Genomic DNA, 3,328 nt, shown 5'->3' with positions numbered 1-3,328 from the left:
GAGTCGGAGTGCCTGAATGCGGATGCGAAAACGTCACCTTGACGATAACCTGTTGCTAGGTCTTTGGGATGACAAGGAGCAGCAGTGCGCGCGTTCGTTTCCCATAACCATCAGGACAAGCCTGCCGTTCGCTCCTTCGCCACGAAGCTGCGGTTGGGCGGCGTGGACACCTGGTTCGATGAGTGGGAACTGAGCCCCGGTGACTCCATTCCTGGCAAAGTCGGGGTCGCCTTGGACACAGTCGACACCGTGCTCGTCTGCTGGTCCGAGCACGCCAGCACGTCGGAGTGGGTCAAGTCCGAGTTGGAGACTGCGATCATCCGGCGACTGGAAGACGGACTCAGGATCATTCCGGTCCGTCTGGACGACACGCCACTCCCGGCGCTCCTCCGCCCCCTGTACTGGGTCTCCGTGACCGAAGACGACGACCAGACCGCCGTCAACAAGATCTTGGGCGTCGATACCACCGGATTCCTTCAGAACGTCCAACAGCTCCTGGACGAGGCGACCATCAAGGCCGTGTCCTTTCACGGAGCCGGCGTCTACGTGATCTGCCCCAACTGCGGCGCTCCGCCAGCCAAGCTCGAACAGTGGGGTGCGACCGACTACGACCGCGGAGATCGCTACGCCGGGGTGCGCTGCACTGAGTGCCGTTGGGAGGAGGGCGGCGAGGTGTAGCAGGGTCGTGCTTGCCGCGACCAATCACACCTCGACACAGCCGCTGTGCCGGGCCAAGGCGCATCCTCGCTCAACCCGCCAACTGAAGCGTTCAGTCACACTCGTTGAGCCGAAGCACGATAGTTGTCACAAGAGACGGGGCGGGTGGGGAAGCTGTTGCCGGCCGCGGGTGCCTTTCGGGTGGCTCCCCTGCAGGGTGAGATGACACTGTCGTTCCTGGGGCGGATCGCGGACAGGTACGGCCTGACGGTGCGGCGTCTGCTATCGGCGGTTACCGACGTGGCTGGCCAGCAGGGCGTCGCCGGGACTCTCCAGGACGACAGTGAGGTGGTTTTGAACGCCGCGGCCCGGGACCGGGTCGCGGCGCTGTGTCGTGTGCCTCAGGCGGGCTTACGCCGTGCGTTGCCGGCCTGGGCGCGGGAGGAGCCGCTGGGCCCCTCGAAGGAGAGGCCAGCGGCGCGGCTCCACAACGGGGTGGAGACGGTTGCCGCCTGGGGCCCGGCGTGCCCGGGCTGTGTGGCTGCGCGGACCGGTCGCGCTACACCAGCCCGGGTGTACCTGGCGGCGCACCAGCGAGTCTGCCCACGCCACCGGCGCTGGCTGATGGGCGTGCCTGGCAGCGGGGGCAGTGTCGTGGGGTTGGCCGGATGCCCGGAAGTAGTCCAGGCGCAGGAGGATCACCACAGGCTGCTGCGCCGCTCCCCCGTCGCTGGTTCGGCGTTCGAGGTTGCTGAGGCGGTCACAGCCTGGTGGTGGGCGCAGAAGTGGCCCGAGGAACGCCTGTGGCCGGCGAGGCTGGATGCGGCCATGCCCGCGGGCGAGGATCCGCAGCGGTGGCGGATCCTGGCGCGGGATCTGGTCACCTACCCCGAGACCGTCGCCCTCGCCACGCTTCTGGCCAGCCGGGCCTGGCGGCTCCGTGTCGCTGCTGACGGTGGTGGTCACCTCCCTTACCGGCTGGCTGATGTGCCCTGCGTGCCCAGCGAGCTGGGCCATCGCGTGCGGCGACCGTGGCTCACCGAGCGTCTGGCTGACTGCACCCACGGACCGCTGTTTGCCTGGACGTCCCAGTGCATCCGTATCAAGGGCGGCAGTGGAGACGACGAACAGCGGCTGTGGCAGGTCCCCTTGGCGCTCCGGCCCCGGCCTCTCTCCGATGTGCTGGTGGGCTACCCTCATCGACAGACCGCGGGCACAGAGGCTCTGCCGGCTCAGAAACGGCTGCGGGGCCACAGCCTGCACGCCGAGGGCGCCTTCGCCGCCGGCCTGGCCCACGCGCGCACCTACGCCGCCCAGCACGGCCACCTCGCCACCCAACGCGACACCAGGGTCGGTTCCTTCGCCCTGGGGAAATGGGTGCACAACCAGCAGGCCCACGCCCTGGCCCTGCCCGAAGAAAAGGCCGCCGCCCTGAGGGAGCTGGACCCGTGGTGGAACATCCCCTGGTCGGTGAAGTGGCAGCGCTCCTACTACCGCGCCCGCGACCACGTCAGGCGCCACGGCCCCCTCAACCCCACCGACGGCTTCCCCGACACCCACGTGCTGACCGGGGAGTGGCTGTACCTGCAGTGCACCGACTACAGCGCACTCCACCCCGAACAGCGCCGTCTGCTGGCCGACATCGGCCTCACCGCCCAAGCCGCCAGCAGCGCACGCCCGCGCCGAATGAGCCGGACAGCGGGCATCGATAAGGCTGTTGCCTGTGCGCGCGCCTTCGTCGCCGAACACGGATGCCTGGCCCTGGCCACCAAAAACATCTCGTACCAGGGGTTTTTGCTCGGGAAGTGGCTCATTTCCCAGCGTTGCCTCACCCGCCGCCAGGGCGAACCAGCGCACCTTCAGGTGCTCGACGCGATCGACGGGTGGTGGAACCCGGCGTGGCCCTTGGCGTGGCAGCGAACCTGGTACCGCATCCGCGCTCATGCCCGAAACCGGCGCCAAGGGGCTGCAGAAGGTGGCTGGCCGGACGGCAGTGAGGGCTGGGCCACGTGGCTGTCCCTACAGTGCACCGGCTACCAGCAGTTGCATCCGCTGCAGCAGCATCTGCTGGCGCAGATCGGCATCACCGCCGAAACCGCCGCCACTCGCCCCCACGAGGTCATCGCCCAGCTCTGCGGTACAGGCCCCGGGCTGGCTCACGCGCGCACGTACGCCGCCACACACGGCCACCTCGCCACGCCCCAAACAGCTTGCCCGGAGGGGTTTCCGCTGGGCCGGTGGCTGAGCGAACAGCGCCACCAGGCGCAGAAGCACCACCGCAGTACAGGCGGGACATGGCCGCTGAGCACGCTCCTCGCAGCACTCGACCCCTGGTGGAACCCGACCTGGTCCTTGGAATGGCAACGCAATTGGAGCCGCGTACGGAAGCGGTCAGAATCCGCGTCCGCAGTCGACGGCGGCGGTACCGGCATTCCGGGCCTTGAGAAGGAGCTGGCCGGCTGGCTGAGGCGTCAGTGCACCGACTACGGCGCACTCCATCCCGGACAGCACCGCCTGCTGGCCAAGATCGGCGTCACCGCCGAAACAGCCCGAGCCGCCCAGCCACCGGCTCCCCGCACCGAGCCCGGTCTCCTGGACACCGCGCTCACACAAGCTCACGCCTACGCGGCCGAATACGGCCATATCGCCGCGCCCGTCAGCACCGTCCTCG

Annotated in this window: 2 protein-coding genes and 1 pseudogene; all 3 read left to right on the top strand. The window is 68.6% G+C overall.

Annotated features, from left to right (window positions below):
• Positions 1-84: 84 nt before the first annotated feature.
• Positions 85-678 (top strand): toll/interleukin-1 receptor domain-containing protein, encoded by a 594-nt coding sequence (locus ACFSL4_RS37430; protein WP_381092583.1) that lies wholly within the window; start codon positions 85-87, stop codon positions 676-678.
• A gap of 144 nt (positions 679-822) precedes the next feature.
• Positions 823-1,263, top strand: a pseudogene (locus ACFSL4_RS37425) (TniQ family protein); the annotation flags it as partial.
• A 48-nt stretch (positions 1,264-1,311) separates the two neighbouring features.
• Positions 1,312-3,328, top strand: a 2,017-nt coding sequence (locus tag ACFSL4_RS37420; protein ID WP_381092584.1) for a helicase associated domain-containing protein, incomplete at its 3' end; no start/stop codon positions are given.

The organism is Streptomyces caeni (assembly GCF_042678285.1).
Classification (GTDB): Bacteria; Actinomycetota; Actinomycetes; order Streptomycetales; family Streptomycetaceae; genus Streptomyces; species Streptomyces caeni.
Note: the sequence above shows the minus strand (reverse complement) of the source record. Positions and strands in the feature narration are given on the sequence as shown.